The 17,230-nt window shown below is 75.4% G+C and carries 12 protein-coding genes; 2 read left to right on the top strand and 10 right to left on the bottom strand.

The genetic code is table 11. The annotated features are described in order from the left end of the window. The first annotated feature begins 234 nt into the window (after positions 1 to 234). The gene (locus C7C46_RS14040; protein WP_245984410.1) at positions 235 to 3,804 is read left to right on the top strand and encodes a choice-of-anchor D domain-containing protein; all 3,570 of its coding nucleotides are present in this window, start codon (positions 235 to 237) and stop codon (positions 3,802 to 3,804) included. Positions 3,805 to 3,921: 117 nt separating this feature from the next. Here the strand turns inward: C7C46_RS14040 and C7C46_RS14035 are convergent, their stop codons facing one another. The 5 genes from C7C46_RS14035 to C7C46_RS14015 all read right to left on the bottom strand — a co-directional run bounded on the left by C7C46_RS14035 (position 3,922) and on the right by C7C46_RS14015 (position 7,207). Beyond that, positions 3,922 to 5,184 carry an RNA polymerase sigma factor gene (locus C7C46_RS14035; protein ID WP_245984409.1) on the bottom strand — a complete coding sequence of 421 codons (1,263 nt, stop codon included), beginning with the start codon at positions 5,182 to 5,184 and terminating at the stop codon, positions 3,922 to 3,924. Next, positions 5,181 to 5,504: a YciI family protein gene (locus tag C7C46_RS14030; protein ID WP_110669435.1), complete on the bottom strand. Its 324-nt coding sequence runs from the start codon at positions 5,502 to 5,504 to the stop codon at positions 5,181 to 5,183. The genes C7C46_RS14035 and C7C46_RS14030 overlap by 4 nt, the downstream gene beginning before the upstream one ends. Before the next feature lie 163 nt (positions 5,505 to 5,667). Further along, positions 5,668 to 6,234: a TetR/AcrR family transcriptional regulator gene (locus tag C7C46_RS14025; RefSeq protein ID WP_110669433.1), complete on the bottom strand. Its 567-nt coding sequence runs from the start codon at positions 6,232 to 6,234 to the stop codon at positions 5,668 to 5,670. Further along, positions 6,231 to 6,593 (bottom strand): DUF1304 domain-containing protein, encoded by a 363-nt coding sequence (locus tag C7C46_RS14020; protein WP_110669430.1) that lies wholly within the window; start codon positions 6,591 to 6,593, stop codon positions 6,231 to 6,233. Before C7C46_RS14020 ends, C7C46_RS14025 begins: the two co-directional genes overlap by 4 nt. Before the next feature lie 65 nt (positions 6,594 to 6,658). Continuing rightward, positions 6,659 to 7,207: an ester cyclase gene (locus C7C46_RS14015; protein WP_110669428.1), complete on the bottom strand. Its 549-nt coding sequence runs from the start codon at positions 7,205 to 7,207 to the stop codon at positions 6,659 to 6,661. 102 nt (positions 7,208 to 7,309) lie between these two features. On the opposite strand from C7C46_RS14015, the gene C7C46_RS14010 reads away from it, so the two are divergent. Continuing rightward, positions 7,310 to 7,960: a TetR/AcrR family transcriptional regulator gene (locus tag C7C46_RS14010; RefSeq protein WP_110669425.1), complete on the top strand. Its 651-nt coding sequence runs from the start codon at positions 7,310 to 7,312 to the stop codon at positions 7,958 to 7,960. A 23-nt stretch (positions 7,961 to 7,983) separates the two neighbouring features. On the opposite strand, the gene C7C46_RS14005 is transcribed toward C7C46_RS14010, so the two are convergent. The 5 genes from C7C46_RS14005 to C7C46_RS13985 all read right to left on the bottom strand — a co-directional run bounded on the left by C7C46_RS14005 (position 7,984) and on the right by C7C46_RS13985 (position 17,196). Beyond that, positions 7,984 to 9,618, bottom strand: a complete 1,635-nt coding sequence (locus tag C7C46_RS14005) for a thiopeptide-type bacteriocin biosynthesis protein (protein ID WP_110669423.1) — start codon at positions 9,616 to 9,618, stop codon at positions 7,984 to 7,986. Positions 9,619 to 9,640: 22 nt separating this feature from the next. Next, positions 9,641 to 11,536: a TOMM precursor leader peptide-binding protein gene (locus C7C46_RS14000; protein WP_110669421.1), complete on the bottom strand. Its 1,896-nt coding sequence runs from the start codon at positions 11,534 to 11,536 to the stop codon at positions 9,641 to 9,643. Further along, the gene (locus tag C7C46_RS13995; RefSeq protein ID WP_110669419.1) at positions 11,533 to 13,224 is read right to left on the bottom strand and encodes a hypothetical protein; all 1,692 of its coding nucleotides are present in this window, start codon (positions 13,222 to 13,224) and stop codon (positions 11,533 to 11,535) included. Before C7C46_RS13995 ends, C7C46_RS14000 begins: the two co-directional genes overlap by 4 nt. 52 nt (positions 13,225 to 13,276) lie before the next feature. After that, entirely contained in the window at positions 13,277 to 14,443 is a 1,167-nt protein-coding gene (locus C7C46_RS13990; RefSeq protein ID WP_181442347.1) for a lantibiotic dehydratase C-terminal domain-containing protein, read from the bottom strand. A gap of 128 nt (positions 14,444 to 14,571) precedes the next feature. Beyond that, positions 14,572 to 17,196 (bottom strand): lantibiotic dehydratase, encoded by a 2,625-nt coding sequence (locus C7C46_RS13985; protein WP_110669414.1) that lies wholly within the window; start codon positions 17,194 to 17,196, stop codon positions 14,572 to 14,574. Between the last annotated feature and the right edge of the window lie 34 nt (positions 17,197 to 17,230).

Genomic DNA, 17,230 nt, shown 5'->3' with positions numbered 1-17,230 from the left:
CCGGCCGTCCCAGGAGTTCGGTGACGGCTGCGCGCAAATTCTTGCTCGTGGCCGCAAGTCGTTTGCGCCCGCCTGTCGGCTCTGATGAAGGGTCAATACCCGGTCATGCAGGCAAAATTTCAACCGACTGCAAGGATCTCTCAATATTGGTCGAACATATTGCGGTTAGATGAGCGGCACGTTACGGTCCTGGGCACCCCCACTGTTACCGCCCTAAGGAACGACATGTCCCCAGTGAGACGCAGAATCGGCCGCGGGCTGGCCGCGGCCACCTGCACGGCGTTGCTGGCCGGCGCGGCCGTGCTGGTGCCGGCGGCCCTGCCGGCCTTCGCCGCTTCGCCGCAGGCGACCGGCGGCAGCGGCGCGAGCCTGCCGTACGCCGAGGTCCAGGCGGAGAACTCCGCGACCAACGGCACCGTGATCGGCCCGGACTACACGCAGGGTCGACTGGCCGACGAGGCGTCAGGCCGCAAGGCGGTGACGCTGGCCGGCAACGGGAGCGGACAGTACGTCAGCTTCACCACGCCGGTGGCCACCAACTCCATCGACTTCCGCTACTCGATCCCGGACACCGCCGACGGATCGGTGTACTCGGCCCCGCTCTCGCTCTACGTCAACGGCGTCAAGCAGAGCGACTTCTCGCTCACCAACGCCTACAGCTGGTACTACGGCAGCTACCCCTTCACCAACAGCCCCGGCAGCAACCAGCACCACTTCTTCGACGAGGCCCACCGGCTGTTCGGGCAGACCTATCCGGCCGGCACCACCTTCACCCTGAAGGCGGACGCCGGCGACACCGCCGCCTCCTACACGCTGGACCTCGCGGACTTCGAGAACGTCGGCCCGGCCGCCGCTCAACCGGCCGGCTCGGTCTCCGTCACCAGCAAGGGCGCCGACGCCAGTGGCGCGGGCGACTCGACCGCCGCGTTCAACGCCGCGATCGCCGCCGCCGGGGCGGGCGGCACGGTGTGGATCCCGCCGGGCACGTACAACATCCCGGGCCACATCGCCGTCAACAACGTCACCGTCGCGGGCGCCGGCATGTGGTACTCCACCGTGACCGGCGCGGCGCCCGGCTTCTACGGCAACTCCGCGCCCAACCCGAGCAGCAACGTCCACCTGCACGACTTCGCGATCTTCGGCAACGTCCAGGAGCGCAACGACGGTGCCCAGGTCAACGGCATCGGCGGCGCGCTGTCCAACTCGACCGTGTCGAACCTGTGGATCGAGCACGACAAGGTCGGTGCCTGGATGGACGGCCCGATGGACGCGCTGACCTTCTCCGGGATGCGGATCCGCGACACCACCGCCGACGGCATCAACCTCCACGGCGGCGTCACCAACTCCAAGGTGACCAACAGCGACCTGCGCAACACCGGCGACGACGGAATCGCCACCTGGGCCGACTCCGCCCTGGGCGCGGACGCCAATGACACCATCTCCAACAACACCGTGCAGCTGCAGATCCTGGCCAACGGCATCGCGATCTACGGCGGCCACGACAACACCGTCAGCGGCAACCTGGTGGTGGACAGCGGCATCGCCCAGGGCGGCGGCATCCACGTCGGCCAGCGGTTCACCTCCACGCCGGTCGGCACCACCACCGTCGCCAACAACACCCTGGTCCGTGACGGCGACCTCGACCCGAACTGGCAGTTCGGCGTCGGCGCCCTCTGGTTCGACGGGTCGCAGGGCGCGATCACCGGGCCGGTCAACGTCAGCAACGCGCTGATCCAGCAGAGCCCGTACGAGGGCGTGCAGTGGGTCGAGGGCACGGTGAGCGGGGTCAACCTCAACACCGTCACCATCGCCGGGACCGGCACCTTCGCGCTCCAGGAGCAGACCGGCGGCACCGCCTCCTTCACCAACGTCACCGCCACCGGCGTGGGCGGGCCCGCCCCGGTCTACAGCTGCGAGGGCGGCAACTTCACCGTCACCGACGGCGGCGGCAACTCCGGGATCTCCGGCACCCCGTACTGCGGTGCCATGCCCACCCCGGTCTTCCCGCCGTACCCGCCGAGCGGGGTGGGCGTCTCGCCGACCGCCCTCGCCTTCGGCTCGGTGGCCACCGGGGCGACCGGAGCGGCCCAGGCGGTGACCGTGTCCAACCCGACCTCGGCCGCCGCCGCGGTCGCCGGGATCGCCACCACCGGCGACTTCGCGCAGACCAACACCTGCGGCAGCAGCATCGCCGCCGGCGGCTCCTGCACGGTGAACGTCACCTTCGCCCCCACCGCGACCGGCAGCCGCACCGGCACTCTCACGGTCAACGCGGGCGGCGTCACCAACACCGTGGCCCTGTCCGGCACGGGCACCGCCCCGGGCCCGGTGCTCGGCGCCGCGCCGGGCAGCCTGAGCTTCGCGGGCACGGTCGTCGGGTCGGCCGCCGCGAGCCAGAGTGTCACGCTCACCAACTCCGGTACCAGCACCGCCACCGTCAGCTCGGTCGCGACCACCGGTGACTTCAGCCAGCACAACACCTGCGCCTCGCTCGCGGTCGGCGCCTCCTGCACCGTGACCGTCGGCTTCACCCCGACCGCCGGCGGCTCCCGCACCGGGACGCTGACCGTCACCAGCAACGCCAACAACAGCCCGACCACCGTCGCCCTGACCGGCACCGGCATCGACAGCAGCACCGACCTCGCGCTCGGCCAGCCCGCCACCGCCAGCTCCAGCAACGGCTCCTACACCCCGGCCAACCTGACCGACACCGACCCCAGCAGCTACTGGGAGAGCGCCAACGGCAACTTCCCGCAGTGGGCCCAGGTCGACCTCGGCCAGAACCGGAGCATCGGCAAGGTCGCGCTGCGGCTGCCCCCCGCCACGGCGTGGGCCGCCCGGACCGAGACCCTCTCGGTGCTCGGCTCCACCGACGGCACCAACTTCAGCACCATCGTCGGGTCCACCGGGTACAACTTCGACCCCAACAGCAACAACAACACCGTCACCATCCCGTTCGGCGCCACCACCGCCCGGTACCTGCGGGTGAACGTCACCGGCAACACCGGCTGGGCGGCAGCACAGTTCTCCGACCTCGCGGTCTACCCCGCAGGCGGCGGCTCCTCCACCGCGACCCTGTCGGCGGCCCCCACCTCGCTCAGCTTCGCCGGCCGGACCACGAGCACCACCAGCCCGGCGCAGTCGGTCACGGTGACCAACACCGGCTCGGCCGCCGCAGCCGTCTCCTCCGTCAGCACCAGCGGCGACTACGCCCAGACCAACACCTGCGGCAGCTCGATCGCGGCCGGCGCCTCCTGCACGGTCGCGGTGACCTTCACCCCCACCGCGACCGGCACCCGCAGCGGCAGCCTGACCGTCAACAGCAACGCGGGCAACGGCCCCCTCACGGTGGCCCTGACCGGCACCGGCACCAGCAACGCGCCCGTCAACCTGGCGCTCAACGCGGCCACCAGCGAGTCCAGCCACAGCCAGACCTACAGCTCGGCCAACGTCACCGACGGCAACCAGGCCAGCTACTGGGAGAGCGCCAACAACGCCCTGCCGCAGTGGGTCCAGGTCGACCTGGGCGCGGCGAAGAGCGCCGGCCGGGTCGTGCTGACCCTCCCCGCCAGCACCGCCTGGACCGCCCGCACCCAGACCCTCTCCCTGCTCGCCTCCACCGACGGCTCCACCTTCACCACCGTCGTCGGCTCCGCCACCTACACCTTCGACCCCAACACCAACAGCAACACCGTCACCCTCACCTTCCCGACCACCACCCAGCGCTACTGGCGCGCCAACATCACCGCCAACAGCGGCTGGCCGGCCGGCCAGCTCTCCGAGTTCGAGGTCTTCAGCAGCTGACCCCCTGTCAATCCACCCGCCCGGTGCCGCCGTGGGACACCCCACGGCGGCACCGCCGTTCCCGCCTCGTCCGTCCACCGGGTGAACGTCCGCCCCCGCGCCCGAGGCTGGGACTCGCTACCGGTCGTCCTCCCGGGGGAGTTCGTCGCGGCGGCGGGTCAGGTGGTCGGCCTCTGCGGGGTTGGTGGTCAGGGTGATGGCGGTGTCGTAGGCGGTGCGGGCCTCCTGGGTGCGGCTCAGGCGGCGCAGCAGGTCGGCGCGGGTGGCGTGGTAGGCGTGGTAGCCGGCCAGGGGGGCGGCCAGGCGGTCGACGGTGGCCAGGCCCACGGCGGGGCCGTCGAGTTCGGCCACGGCTACCGCGCGGTTGAGGGCCACGACGGGGGAGGGGTCCAGGCGCAGGAGCAGGTCGTAGAGGGCGACCACCTGGGACCAGTCGGTCTCGTCCAGCGAGCGGGCCGAGGTGTGCACGGCGTTGATCGCGGCCAGCACCTGGTAGCGGCCGGCCGGTTTGCCGGTGGCCAGGCGCTCGCGGACCAGTTGGTGGCCCTCGGCGATCAGGGCCCGGTCCCAGGCGGCGCGGTCCTGCTCGCCGAGGGTGACCAGCTCGCCGCTCGGCGACAGGCGGGCGGGGCGGCGGGCCTCGGTGAGCAGCATCAGCGCGAGCAGTCCGGCCACCTCGCCGTCCTCCGGCAGCAGGGCGCGGGTCAGCCGGGTGAGCCGGATCGCCTCGGCGGTCAGATCGGACCGGACCGGATCGGTGCCGGGACCGCTCGCCAGGTAGCCCTCGTTGAAGACGAGGTAGAGGACGGCGAGCACACCGGAGACCCGCTCCGGCAGCTGGGCCGCGGACGGAACCCGGTACGGGATGCCGGCCGCCTTGATCTTGGCCTTGGCGCGGGTGATCCGCTGGCCCACCGTGTTCTCCTGGACCAGGAAGGCATGGGCGATCTCGGCCACCGTCAGACCGCCGACCAGACGCAGCGTCAGCGCGACCCGGGCCTCCATGGCGAGCGCGGGGTGGCAGCAGGTGAAGACCAGCCGCAGCCGCTCGTCGTCGATCGGGCCGGTCGGCTCGGGCGGCTCCGGCGGGGCGTGGTACGACAGTTGGGCCTCCTGCTGCTTCGCGTCGCGCTTGGCCTCGCGACGGATCCGGTCGATCGCCTTGCGGTGGGCCGTGGTGGTCAGCCAGCCGCCGGGGTTGGGCGGCACGCCGTCGGCCGGCCAGCGCTCCACGGCGGTCGCGAACGCCTCGGCGGCCGCCTCCTCGGCGGTGTCGAGGGCGCCGAACCGCCGGGTCAGCGCCGCGACCACCCGGGCCCACTCCTCGCGGTGGGCCCGGGTGATCGCCTCCTGGACGTCGTGCGGAGTCGGCGGGGTCACAGGAACGGCCGGACCTCGATCTTCCGGTGGCAGGCCTTGGAGCCGTCGGCCGCCAGGGCGAGCGCCACGTCCAGGTCGGGCGCCTCGATGATCCAGAAGCCGACCAGGTACTCCTTGGTCTCGACGAACGGCCCGTCGGTGACCAGTGCCGCCGACCCCCGGTTGTCGACCACCGTGGCCGTGTCGGTGGTCCCGAGGCCGCCGGCGAAGACCCAGTGGCCCTCGGCCTGGAGCCGCTCGTTGAAGACGTCGATCGCGGCCATCTCCTCGGCGGTGCCGAACTCAGCGCTGTCGTGGATCACGGAGAGCAGGTACTGCATCGGGGATCGTCTCCCATGCCTACGGGGCCGCCCCGGCCGGGCGCCCTTCCACCCTCACCACGAACGCCGCCGGCCGGATCCGACAGCACCCCGGAAAGGTTCTCCGAGGATGCCATGCCCGGTGCCCGAGGATCGGTCCAGCGCGGCCCGGCGGTGGGAAGCCTCAGGAGAGCGGGGTGCGGTGCAGGTTGATCAGCAGGCGCCAGACCTGCCCGGCGAGCTCGCCGGGGGTGGCTTCGATCAGGCCGTGCAGCCAGTCGGCCAGGACGCCGACGAAGGTGGCGGCCACGGCGGAGGCGAACAGGTCCGGGGCCGGGGCACCGGCCAGGGCGCGTTCGGTCCGGCTGCGGGCGCGCAGCTCCCGGTGCAGCAGCAGGCCGAGCGGCCCGCCGCCCCCGGGCGTGAGCAGCTCCCGGTGCAGCGCGGCCTGCGCGGCCAGTTCGTCGAAGAACGCCAGCAGCGGCGGCGGCGGGCTCGCCGGATCGGGGACGCCGCGCCAGGCGTGCAGCGCGTCCACGGCCTCGCGCACCACGTCGGCGCAGGCGTCGACGGCGAGCGCCTCCAGGTCGGCGTAATGCAGGTAGAAGGTGGCCCGCCCGACGCCCGCCCGGCGGACCAGGGCGGCTACGCTGACCTGGGCCAGCGGCTGTTCCGCGCACTCCGCCAGCAGGGCCGCCCGCAGCCGGGCCCTGGTCCGGGCCGCGCGCGGGTCGGCGGGCGCCGCGGTCATCGGGTCAGCAGGACGGCGGCGAGCGCGAGGGCGCCCGGCAGGGCCTGGGCGAACAGGATCCGCCGGTTGGCGGTGAGCCCGCCGTAGACGCCGGCCACCAGCACGCAGCAGAGGAAGAAGACCTGCACCCGCAGGCCGGTCGGATCCGCGGCCACCAGGCCCCAGACCAGGCCGGCTGCCAGGAATCCGTTGTACAGCCCCTGGTTCGCGGCCAGCGTGGCCGTGGCCCGGGCCAGCTGCGCGTCGAACCCGGAGAGCTTGCGGCCCGGCGGCCGCTCCCAGAGGAACATCTCCAGCACCAGGATGTACGCGTGCAGCGCGGCCACCAGGGCCACCAGCACGTGCGCGGTCGTCGTCATCAGGGCTCCCAACCCGTCGGGCATCATGGACAGGTGTCCAGCCTATCTGGACGACTGTCCAGAAGCTACCCGCGAGCGGCGCGGCGGGCGGCGGCCGTGGCCCGGCCCCTCCGCAGCAGGTACGGCAGCGAGGGTGGGACCCAGCCGAGCTGCTGCGCCTGCCCCAGGTCGTCGCGATTGGCCCAGTGCTCGATCACCAGCCCGTCCTGCAGGCGGCACCAGTGCGACTGCAGGACGCTGAAGGTGCGGCCGGTGGGCGGGAAGACCCGCACGGGGCGGGCATCGGGTCCGTAGACGGTGAACGGGCCGACCTGACGGCCCGACATGGTGGTGTGCAGCACCACCAACTCGCCCTCGGCCACGGCGTCGGCCAGCTCCCAGCGCAGGTCCGCGAAAGCGCCGCGCAGCCAGAGCGCGGTGGCGTGGAACGCGGCGGGGCCCTGGCCGCGGCAGGCCGCCGGCTCGCGCAGCGCCTCGCGGTTGACGGCCTGCGGGTGCACCACGGATGCGAAGTCCGCCAGCTCGCCGGCCGCCATCAGCTGGACGAAGCGCAGGCAGAGCGCCTTGTGCGCGGAGCCGGCGCAGCTGTCGGAGTCGGAAGGGGCGTCGGCCATGATCCGGCCTCCCGTCGTCGGTGGAGCCGATTACACTGGAACCTTCTTCAATCAGATTGATTGCGGTTCCAGTGAAGTGTCAAGGGTGGCGGAGGGCCGCGGATGGAGCGGGCGAAACGCGGGTACTCCAGTCCGTTGCGCGCCGAGCAGTCGCTCGACACGCGCCGCCGGGTGCTCGCCGCCGCGACCGCCCTCCTGCTCGAACACGGTTACCTGGGCACGACCTTGGCCGCCGTCGCCCGCGCCGCGGGGGTCAGTGTGCAGACGGTGTACAACACGGTCGGCGGCAAGCCCGCACTCCTCAGGGCCGTCTACGACACGGCGCTCGCGGGCGAGGACGAGCCGGTCCCGATGGCGGCGCGCCCGCCGTTCCGGGCGATGATCGAGGCGGACAGCGGCCCGTCCTGCCTGGGCCGTTATGCGCGGATCGCCCGCACCCTGCACGAGCGGGTGCTGCCGCTGGTGGTGATGGTGCTGGCCCAGGCCGCCACCGGCGACCCGGACCTGCGCGCCTTCGCCGACACCATCGAGGCCGAACGCGCGGCCGGGACAGCCCAGTTGGCCCGCCACCTGGACGCCAGGTTCGGACTGCGCCCGGGGCTGGACCCGGCCGCGGCGGCGGACCAGCTCTGGGCCCTGACCGCACCCGAGCTCGCCGACCGGCTGGTCAACCGCCGCCAGTGGGGCTGGGACCGGTTCGAGCAGTGGCTGGTGACCACCCTGACCCAGGCCCTGCTCGAACCGGACCGCTGACGGGACCCGGGCCCACGCCAGGTCTAGCCGGCCGCCGGCTCCGCCGCCCCCAGCGGCAGCAGGTACTGCAGCGGCTGGTCGATGTCGTCCAGGCCGAACAGCTCGTGGGCCAGGTCGTCCAGGAAGCCGGCCAGGGTGATGCTGCGCAGGCCCAGGGCGGCCGCGCCGAGCAGCAGGGTCTGGGCCAGGTGCCCGGCCTCCAACAGGCCCAGGCGCAGCGCCCGCAGGCCGTAGCGCCGCCGCAGCAGCCCGAAGTCGAGGTACAGGCCGAGCACGGCGGGCGCCTGCTCGATGCCCACCAGCTCCGGGTCGTCCGCCGGGCGGGCGAAGTAGGAGGAGAGCGCGGTGAGTTCGGCGACCGATGGGGCCGGCCCGATCGGCCGCAGCGCCCGCTGCCCGGGCAGGCACTGGTAGGTGCCGGGCGCCAGGCCGTCCACCGACAGCGCGAGCAGCCGCAGCCGGGCGGTGTACAGCGCGCCGGCGCTCGGATAGGGGCGGTGCGCCAGGGTGCGACTGCCGCCCTCGGCCAGCGGCTGCTCGGTGCGGTGGCTCTCGGCGTGGCAGGACCAGAGCAGGGTGCCGAGGGTGCCCGCGGTGAGCGGGCCGTGCAGCGGGCCGCGCGCCGACACCCGCGCGGTGAAGGCCTCGCGCAGCGCGAGCGCGGGCAGCGGACCGGCGGCGGGGAGTGCGAGGTCGCCGGGCCGCGGCTGCTCGGCGGCCAGCTCCTGCGGCCGCAGCGTGCGCAGCGTGCTGTCCTGGGTGCGCCCGGCCTGGAACTTGCTCCGCTCCAGGTACTGGCGGTCCGGTGCGCGGTGGCCGGCCGGGAAGAAGGACGGGGGTTCGCCCGCGTCCAGCAGGGTCCGGGCGGCGAGCCGGCAGACCGCCCGCTCCTCGTCGGGGGTGATGCCCAGCCGGTTGAAGAGCATGTGCAGCTGCGAGGCCCAGACCCAGGGTTCGCGCACCTGGCTGTCCCGCACCCGGGACGCCCAGCCCAGCAGCCAGGGCTCGAGGCCGGCCCGGTCCAGCCCCGCCCGCAGCGCCTCGGCCCGGCGGACCAGGGCCTGGTGCTGCGCGGCGAAGACCGAGTTGACCCGGGCGTGCAGCACCGCACCCGGCAGCAGCGGGACCTCGGTGACCCAGCGCCAGCTCGCCGCGTGCCGGCGCAGCCACTGCGCGCCGGCCAGCCGGTCCAGGCCCAGGGCGAGCGCGGTGGTCACGGCGAAGTCCACGCCGAGCGTCAACCGGCCGGCCGGACTCGTCGGTCGACGCAGCGCCTGGACCGCGACCCGGGAGGAGACGGTGAAGACCTGCTCCGCCTCCGGCAGCGCGGCCGGCCCGCCGTACCGCTCGGTCTCGGGGACGTACGGGACCACGCGGACCTCGCCCTGCGCGGCGGGCCAGGACCCCTCGACGGCGGGCACCGCCTTGCCGAGCCGGGCCAGGGTGGCGGGCAGTTCGGCAGCCGCCGCCGGGGTCAGGTCGCGCAGCCGGATCCGCAGGTGCGGGCCGCCCTCGCCGTAGCGGATGAAGAACCACCCCCCTGCCTGCCGCTCGGCGACCAGGCCGTCCAGCAGCGGCGCGAGTTCACCGGTGAGAAAGCGGTCGACCTGCTCGGTGTCGCTGTTCAGGTGGAGGTGGAGGCTGTGCCAGTCGGCCATCGGAGTCCTCGATCCGTCTAGCTCACGGGAATGGGTGCGGATGGATCGTCAACTCCTCGTACCGCAGCGCCCGTCCGGTGCGGCCGAGGCGGTGCGGGACCTCCAGCAGCCGGGGCAGGCCGCGGGTGCGGTGGTTGACGTGGCCGAAGGTCATCGGCAGCGAACCCGGGACCACGACCTTCGCGCTGTACAGGCCGAGCCGGTCGCGGACACCGGGCTCGTCCTGGCGGACCGCGAGCACCTCCAGGCCCTGCCCGGCCAGCCGCTCGACGGTGCCGCGCAGGAAGGCGGCCAGGTCCGGGACCGGCTGCGGCGGGTGCGGCCACACCTCGCGCAGCTCGAGGGGCGGCGCGTCGGCGGAGTCGAACAGGAATGCGAGGCGGTCCTGTGCCTCGGGCAGGGTGTTCAGGCCGACGTGGTCCTCCAGGCCGCGAACCAGCTCCGGCTGCTCCAGCATCGGGCGCAGCCGGTCCGGCGCGTACGGGCGGTCCTCGGCCTGGGCGCGGCGGGCGCAGGCGTGCACGGTGGTGACCACCTCGACCACTGCCGCGCGGACGGCCCGGCGCGGATCGTGGTGTGCCCCGGCGGCCAGGAAGGCGCGCGGGGCGTTTGGGGCGGACCCCTGGTACTGGCACAGGGCCAGCACGGCCGGGATCCCGAAGTCGTTGGTGGCGTCGAGCAGCACCAGCCGGTAGCCGAGCAGCGCGGTGCGGTCGGCGAGCGCGCGGACCTCGGGGTCGTCGGCGGGCAGCGCAATCCGGCGCAGCGGCGTGGCGGTGTACCAGACCATCAGGAAGGCGTCCCGCTCCGCCACTTCGAAGAGCCCGTACAGCACCGCCTCCGCCGGGCTGTTGCCCAGGCCGCAGCCGTTGGAGCACTCGTAGACCACCTTGGGGCTGCCGGTGTCCGGCAGGCCCCAGTAGGCCACGTGCTCGGGCACCGCGACCGGGCGGGCGGCGGTCAGCGACCACCCGTGCACCCAGTCCAGCTCCAGCTCGGGGGTGTACGGGACGCAGGTGCTCGCGGGGTGGCCGTGGTAGCGCGGATCGGGCAGGCCAAGCCGCTCGGGGTCCACCGCCCGCCCGGCGCCCAACCGCGCGAAGGAGGCGCGCAGCACGGTCCGCCGGCCGGTCGGCCGCATCCCGGTCAACCGCTCGACGCCCTCGAACAGCGCCACCCGTTCGCTCTCCTCGAACTGCGCCGCCCGGCCGTAGCCGCCGTCGTCCAGCGGACGGCCGTCGGTGACGTAGGCGCTGGTCAGGCTGAAGGCCGAGTCCTCGGTGCGGACCACCCGGCGCACCGGGCCGAACCGCTCGTCGAGCAGGGCGGCCCGCAGACCGGCGCTGCCGGTACGGGAGTTGGGGCTGCGCAGGGTGGCGGGGTCGGGCAGCGGCAGCGGCGCCGTCGGTACCTCGGCGCCCTGCTCGCGGTCCGCCGGCAGCGGCGCGCAGACCGGGCAGCCGCCGACCGGGCGGATCCGGTGGGTGGACCAGGTCGCGCGGGCCTGGTGGAGCAGGTGCACCATGGCCGGCTCGCCGGGGGCGGGGGCCGGCGGGGCGAGCAGCTCGGTGGCGAGGGCGGTGACCGCCTCCTCGAAGACCGGCGCGACCAGCCCGGCGAGGGTCAGCTGGGGCCGCTGCCAGGGCACCCGGCCACCCGCGGTGGCCAGCCGCTGGTACTCGGCGCAGCACAGGCAGCCCGCGGCACCCGGCCGCAGCACCGGGCCGACCACGACCAGCGCGCCGTCGCAGCGGACCGGCACCAGGGCCACGGGGTGGGCGAGCGCGTGGCGGCTGAGCTGCTCGGCCAGTTCGAGCGTCCAGTCGGTCAGCAGGACCAGTGCGGCGCCGGTGGTGGCAGTGAGTGCGGCTTCGGGGGTGCGGACAGGGAGTGCGGAGGCGGTGCCGGGGTGGCTCATCGGGTCGCCCCGTTCGTGGTGGGGCGGACAGCGAGGACGGTGAAGCCGCAGGCGCGCAGGGCCTCGGCGAGGGCGGGGGCAGGGTCGGCCGGACGAACCGTCAGACCGGTCAGCTCGCACAGGCCGGCCAGCAGCGCGGGCTCGCGGGCGGCGATGCCGGTCAGCCAACCGGTCGTCCAGCCTTCATCCTCCCAGGCCGTCAGCTCCAGCCCGGCGGCCACGAGGGCGGCACCGGCGCCGCTGGGGAGCGACAGGTGACGGAAGGTCAGCTCCGCGCTGACCGCCTGGGCCACCGCGCCCAGCGCGGCGAAGGCGACGGCGTCCCCGGCCGTCGCCTCGACGGCGGTGACCGGCGGCCGGCCCGGCACCCGCACGGTGGCCGTGTGCCCGCCGGGCGCGAGGCGGGTGACGCCCAGCTCGGCCGGTCGGCCGAGCTCAGCGGTGAGGGTGCGCCACCAGTGCTCGGCCTGGGGGTGGCCGGCCCAGCTCCGGACGGGGAGCGGGGTGCCGCCTGCGGCCACGGCCGTGGCGGCGCGGCGCAGGGCGCGGCCCAGGGCGTGGTCCGGGGTGGCGCCCACGGCGGTCGTCGACTCCGCGGTGTCCAGGCGCAGTTCCGCGCCCCGGCAGAGCGCGTCCAGCCGGGCCAGGTCGGTACGGACGGCGGCGGCCAGCAGGGTGCCGCCGGGGACGGGGCAGCGGGCCCGGGCCACCGGCAGCTGGCTCAGCGTGCCGGGCTCGGGGGCGGGCAGGACGCCGACCCGCCCGTCGGTGAGGGCGGCCAGCCGGTGCAGTGCCCGGGCGAGCGTGTCCGGCGGGTCGAGCGGCGCCGAGGTGTCCGGGCCCGGCAGGCGCGGGGCCGGCCAGCTGCGCCAACTCGACCGCAGTGGAGCGGCGTCGACCACCAGGACCGCCGGGAGGCCGGCCAGCACGTGGTGGTCCTCGCCCTCGGTGGCGGGGTCGGGCAGGCCGGTCAGGGCGCAGAGCAGGCGGTGGGCGGCAGCCCCGGCGAGCAGCGCGGTGAGGGCGGCCGGGGTGGGCGACGCCTCGTCAGCGGCGGTGGGGACCAGGCCGAGGCGGGCGGCCAGCGCCTCGGCGTCCGCGGCGACCTGCGCGGGGGTGCCCGGCGCGGTGACGAAGCCGCCCGCCGGGGTCGCCGCCACACCGACCGCCGTCGCGCTGCCGGGGCCGGCCGTCAGCAGGACCAGGCCGTCCGCGGTGGGCGCGGCGACGGTGGCCGGCGCGGCCCCGGCGCGGACGAGGGCCTGGGCGGCCGCCCGGGCGAGCGGGCTCGCCGGGTCGGTGGTGCGCAGCTGCGGGCGGGCGGCCGCGAGGTCGGCCGCGGCTGCCACCGGGTCGGCCGCACCGACCCGCAGCCAGGCCGGCGCGTCCTCGGCGGGGCCGGTCAGCAGGTCGTGCTCCCGCAGGTGCCCGACCAGGGTGTTCAGCGCGGCGCGCAGCGGCGAGCCGACCGGCGCCCGGTCGGTGAGCGCGGCGTGGTCGCCGCCGGCCAGGACCTCGGCGAGCAGCTGCCACAGCGCGGGGAGCGCGGGGCTGCCCTCCAGCGTCACGCTGGACCGCCAGCCGCGCAGGTGCAGCCCGGCCCGCAGCGGCGTGACCCCGACCCCGGGGCGCAACCGCGCCCGCGCGAGCCCGTCGAGGGCGTCGGACACCACGGCGGGCGCGGTCATGAGGCTGCCTCGGTCAGGGGGCGGGGGACGGGAGTTCCGGTCGCGGGCCGGATCATGACGCGGCCTCCACCGTGGCCCCGGCCTCCACCGCGGCCACCACTTCCGCCAGGCGGTCCCGCCAGTGGTGGCCCGTCAGCTCCGGGACGGCTCGGGTGACCAGGTAGGCCGCCAGGTAGCGCTCCACCGGGCGGACGTCGCAGATGGTGAACAGGCGGTACAGGCCGTTGGTGCAGGCGCGGTAGACCAGGTAGTCCGGGCGGGTGAGCATGGTCCCCTGCGGATCCGAGCGGCGCAGCAGCTGGTGGAACTCGCTGAACCTGGTCCGGATCTCGGGGCTCCACCGCGCCAGCTGCTCCTGGTCCCCGGTGGCGGCCGCCCGCTCGCGGTAGCCCGCCGGGCGCCCGGTCAGGTCGGCCCCGGCATCGAACCGGTGCTGCGTCAGCTGCCAGGCCGCCGCCGACCAGTGGGCCCACGGGCGCTCGCGGTCCAGCAGTTCGCCGGCCGCGATCCGCGCCACCAGGGCGGTGACGGTCGGCCGGGCGGCCTGCCACTGCCGCTCGAAGCCCGCGCGCAGCCCGCCGTCCGGGTCCTCGTGCAGCAGGTGGTCCTCCAGGTGCGAGACGTACGAGTAGTGCCCGCCCACCAGGCCGCCCGGATGCGCGGCGGCGTGCGCGGCCAGCGCCGACACCAGCAGCTGCAGGCGGGCGACGGCGCAGTCCTGCTGCTCGCCGAGGAACTCCGCGCCCGCGTGCAGGGCGGACAGGCCGAGCCGCAGCAGGTCCTCCCGCAGGGCGGTGCCGTCGGGGCCGAGCAGGTCCCGGGTGGCCGACCGGTCGACGGGCTCGACCCGCACCGTGTTGTCGGGGTGCACGGGCGTGTAAGGCGGCGGGACCAGCTCGACCCGGCCGGCCGCGGCGGCCTGGGCGAGCAGCTCGGCCGCGGTGAGTTCGCTGTGCGAGGGGTGCTCGCGCAGCCACCCGCGCACAGCCTCGGCCGCCTCCTCGGCGGCGGTGGCCACCTGACGGCCGGCCGGCTGCCCGGGGGAGCGGTCGAGTCGCAGCCGCAGGTGCGGACCGTGCAGCCAGTGCCGCTCCAGGTGGACCCGCAGGCCCTGGGCGCGGTACCGGTCGGCGAGCGGGAGCAGCACCCCGCGCAGCAGCGGTCCCTTGACCGGGTGGTGGTAGTAGGTGACGACGTCACGCGCGGTCGCGTCGGGCACGGCTGCCTCCTGGTCGCTCGGCTGGTCCCGCTGCCGCCCGCCCGGCACCGGGCGGCCGGTCCCGGAGCCGGGGCGGCGCGCCTGGGTGGCCGCACCGCCTTCCCCGTGCTCGGGTCGGCCGCCCCGCATCAGGCGACCCGTCCCGCGCGGTAGGCCTCCACGACCAGTTCGACGGCGCGGGTGGGTGCGGGGTGCCCGGCCGGGGTCGGCAGGGCCTCCTCCAGCACCGCGCCACCCGGGTGGCGGGCCAGCCAGCGGGCCAGGCAGCGCAGCTGCAGGGCACTGCCGAGATCGATGAACTGCGGTTTGGGCTGGCGCAGTTGGGTGAGCAGCTGGTCGGCGCTCCAGTCCGCGCCGGCCGCCGGGGCCGGGCGCAGGAAGACCTGCTCGGGCAGACCGAGCAACGCCCGCCAGCGGGCCACGGTCGCCACCGGGACCTGCTGGTCGGCGGCGAGCTCGGCGCCCAGCGCCGTGACCACCGCGGGCGGCAGCTGCCAGCGACGCCGCTCCAGCACCAGGTGACGGTAGGTCAGCCGGGGCGTGCGCAGTACCCGGCCGCCGGGCGCCGCCAGCGTGCGGTGCGGCAGCAGCGGGCGCAGGTCGACCACGCCCTGCGGGTGGTCGCAGAGCAGCGCGGCGAGCCGCCGCGGCAGCATCACGGGCGCCAGGAAGCCGGCGTACAGCACGTCGAGGAGTTCCCCGGTGGCACGCAGCCGGAACCGGACCTGGTCGCCCACCGGGTCGTGGACCAGGTCCAGTTCGGACTCGCCGATCGAGGCCCAGCGCCGGTCGGGGCCGATCTCGTCGGGGACCAGCAGCGGGTGCAGGTTGGCGTTGAAGCCGCCCACCGGACGGACCTGGGCACCGCGCGCGCCGGGGCCCAGCCCCCGGCGGACCTGCCGGGTCAGCTCGGCGGTGGCGGCGGGGTCCAGCGCGTCCAGGAAGCGGCTGCTGAACCGGCCCCAGCCGCCGTACACGTGGTTCACGCAGAGCAGCCCGGCGTCCGGGTCGCGCTGGACGAAGTACGAGTAGCTGAGCGGTCGTTCGCGGACCCAGGCGGGCAGCCGCGGGCCGAGGCCGCGGACCAGCGCGGTCGGCAGCACCAGGTCCGCGTCGTCCTCCCCGGCACCGCCCGACTCGCCCGGGCTGCCCGGTCCGGTCAGTTCGCCCAGCACCTCGGCGCGCAGGCCGGCCAGCTCCGCCGGACCGGCCGGCCGGTCCGGTCCCGGCAGCAGGGTGCCGAGCTGCCAGGCCTGCTCCCAGGCTGTGGCCACCTCGGGCCCGAACTCCCAGACGTGCGGGCAGCTCCCGCCCGGTCCGTAGCGGGCCACGAAGCGGTCCCGGACCAGTCGCCGCACCACCTGGCCGAGGTCGAACAGCTCGGCCAGCGGCGTCAGTTCGGCCAGCGCCTCGGTGTCGTCGGGCGCCAGCTGCCCGTCCGTGCGCACCGGTGCCGGTGCCACCACGTCCTCGGACAGCACGGCCAGCGGTGCCCCGCGCTCGGGCACGGGGCGGCCGGCCTCGGCGAGCAGCTCGGTCCAACGGGTCGTCAGCTCGGTGAGTGCGGCCGGGCGCCGGTCGGCGGGGGTGTCCGCGAACCGGCTGGTGTGCCGGCCGATCTCGGTGATCCGGTCGGCCAGGTCGTGGTCCTCGGGCCAGTCGCGCAGCCAGTGCGCCAACTGCTCCAGCGGGGCGGCGCCCTGCGGGTCGAATGGGTCGCAGGGAACCAGCAGGTCGGCCTCGACCAGCCGGGCCAGGAAGCCGGCGGCCGGTCCGGCCGCCTGTTCGCCGCCCAGCGCGGTGCTCAGCCGGCGGGTCAACTCCGCCAGGGCTACCGGACGACGGCACTGCGCACCGACGAAGGCGAGCGGACCGCCGGCCGGCAGCTCGACCTCCTCCTCGGTGGTGATCAGGTAGCGGCCGCCCGCGAACACCGGTCGGCTGCGGGCGTAGCAGGCCCGGCCGTCGGCGATCCGCGCGGTGCTGGCCATCCGGTGCGGGAGCCCGGCCCGGCGGCGCGGGGCGGCGAGCAGTGCCTGGGTGAGCGCGCTGACCAGGGTCCGGTTGGCCTCGACCACCGGGACCGGGTTCGGCAGGGCGAGGGCGGGCCCGGCGTCCGTTCCGGGCCGCAGCGGGCCCCAGCCGACGGCGGTGAACCAGGAGAAGGGGCTGGTCTTGGTGCTGGCCCGCAGGGCGTAGCGCAGCACCCCTGGCTCCTCCTTTCGGGCCCGGCGGTCGGCGGCCCCGGCTCCCGCACGTTCGACCGCGCGCAGCAGGTCGGCGCTGGTCAGGGCGACGGCCCGGGTCAGCGCGGGCTGACGGCACAGCGCGGCCAGGGCGTGGCGGTCGGCGGCCAGCGCGGGCGCGGCGGCCCGGTCGGCGGCGGCCAGCGCCTCGGCCCGCGACTGACGCAGCGTCAGCCAGGCCGCCAGCTCGGGCACCCGCGCGGGCAGGTCGGCCAGGCGCGCCAGCAGCGCGGGCCGGGGCTCGCGGCCGTTGTGCACCGAGCGGCGCAGCGGCAGCACCACCTCGCGGTGGAAGTCCTGGGGATGGCCGTCCCGGCTCGCGTACAGGGCGTCAGCGAGCGGCGGCCCCAGCGCGGTCAGCGCAGCCGTCAGCTCGCTCAGGCGGGCCAGCTCCGCCCGGAACGCGGCCGTCGGCCGGTCCGCTGCGGGGTACTGCATCACGGTGGCGCGGACCAGGACGTAGGGCGCACAGCTCACGGCGTAGCCGTCGCGCTGGCCTTGGGTCACGCCGTCCTCCCCGTTCGAATCCGCTGGACAGGCC

The organism is Streptomyces tateyamensis (assembly GCF_003205575.1).
In the GTDB taxonomy this organism is placed as follows: domain Bacteria; phylum Actinomycetota; class Actinomycetes; order Streptomycetales; family Streptomycetaceae; genus Kitasatospora; species Kitasatospora tateyamensis.
The sequence above is the reverse complement of the archived record's forward strand: the minus strand, read 5'-3'. Positions and strand labels throughout refer to the sequence as shown.